Genomic DNA, 1,602 nt, shown 5'->3' on the forward strand with positions numbered 1-1,602 from the left:
GGGGGCTGAAGCCGATTGAAACGAAGCGAGTCACTCTCATCGAACTGACGTTAACCCGTAATTGTGTCCAACATTGAGGGAAAACTACTCTACGAAATCGCAGTCCATAGATTGTAGGTAATTCAATTCATATTCATCCAGGTTCTACATTCATGTGGAGTAAAGCTTATATGCTTGCGTTGATGATCTTTGGTTACACCCTTGCTGCTAACCTGATGCTTGGTCTCTTGCAAGCTGTTCTTGGCATCAAGTTTCTTGGAATGGGTGTAGCCATTCAATTTATTGCTGCTTACAGTATTGGTCAGGTTTACACATTCAAACAAAGACAAGTTATCTCTAATTCGTTAAAACTTTGGGTCTCGATCGACTACACGCTCATTGCAATTTGCAGCACAACAGTTGCACTATTAGCCTTGAAGATGGTTTCACCTGCATTACCTTCATCCTTTCTGACCTTGGGTATCCTGATTCCTATTTTGGTTTCACCTCTAATATATTGGGCGATCGGCTCTGGGTCTAAAGCATATCTAAAGAAAATTAAGAAGTGAGAGGAACTGATGTTAACCCGATGCTGTAGCAGCTAAATTGCTTGTATGAATGCAGCCTGAACGATCGCTTCACACGTTAAGAAATAATCTTAAACAAGCTGCGTCCAAATCTCTGAATCAAGACCAATACAGCAGTTTAAGTCATGAGGATTAGTATTACATGACAGTTCGATCGCAATATTTAAACACCGTAGAATCAGTCTGCAAAACCCCTAGATAGTACAACTCAGATCACCCGATCGCTGGGTAAAGCGCAGATTTTCTCGATAGTCAACGGGGCAATCGATGACAGCAGGAACGTCTTGGGCAAGGGCTTCTTTGAGCGTCGGAATTAGATCGGCGCAGGATTCGACTCGATAGCCCTTGAGTCCCATGCTTTCGGCAAACTTGACAAAATCGGGATTGCCAAACTTGATGAATGAGGAATGCCCAAAGTGGTTATGTTGTTTCCATTCGATCAAGCCGTAGCCGCCATCGTTGAAAATGATTGTGACAAAAGGCGTGTTGACTCTGAGCGCGGTTTCTAGCTCCTGACAGTTCATCATAAAGCCGCCGTCTCCCGTCACTGCTACTACTTTATGAGTGGGATTGACGAGTTTAGCTGCGATCGCTCCCGGTATCGCAATCCCCATCGCCGCAAATCCATTAGAAATAATGCAAGTGTTGGGGCGGTGACAATGATAGTGTCTAGCCATCCACATTTTGTGTGCGCCGACATCCGAAATTACAATATCGTCGGGCCCCATCACCTGCCGCAAATCGTAAATAATCTTCTGAGGCTTGATTGGGAAACCAGCATCTGCGGCATATTGCTCGTAGTCTGCACGAATGTCAGCCCGCAATTCTAACGACTGGGGGACAGGCTTATCAGTGCGATCGCTGCGATCCAAAATCTCTTGCAGCGCATCTGAAATATCGCCCACCACCTCAGCAATGGGAATGTAGCTGCTGTCTACTTCAGAAGGCGTACCGTCAATGTGAATGATCGGAACAATGCCGTCAGGATTCCACTTTTTGGGTGAGTATTCAATCAAGTCATAGCCGATCGCAATCA

Annotated in this window: 2 protein-coding genes; one reads left to right on the forward strand and one right to left on the reverse strand. The window is 45.3% G+C overall.

The features are described from left to right. Positions 1-152: 152 nt before the first annotated feature. Positions 153-548: a hypothetical protein gene (locus tag ACJ2PR_RS35895; RefSeq protein ID WP_446871804.1), complete on the forward strand. Its 396-nt coding sequence runs from the start codon at positions 153-155 to the stop codon at positions 546-548. Positions 549-760: 212 nt separating this feature from the next. Here the strand turns inward: ACJ2PR_RS35895 and ACJ2PR_RS35900 are convergent. After that, positions 761-1,602, reverse strand: an 842-nt coding sequence (locus ACJ2PR_RS35900; RefSeq protein WP_446880639.1) for a thiamine pyrophosphate-dependent enzyme, incomplete at its 5' end; no start/stop codon positions are given.

The organism is Phormidesmis sp. 146-33 (genome assembly GCF_052939515.1).

Bases quoted from the DNA above. Each gene is read 5' to 3' on its own strand.
- ACJ2PR_RS35895 (WP_446871804.1), top strand. From the start codon at position 153: ATGTGGAGTAAAGCTTATATGCTTGCGTTGATGATCTTTGGTTACACC.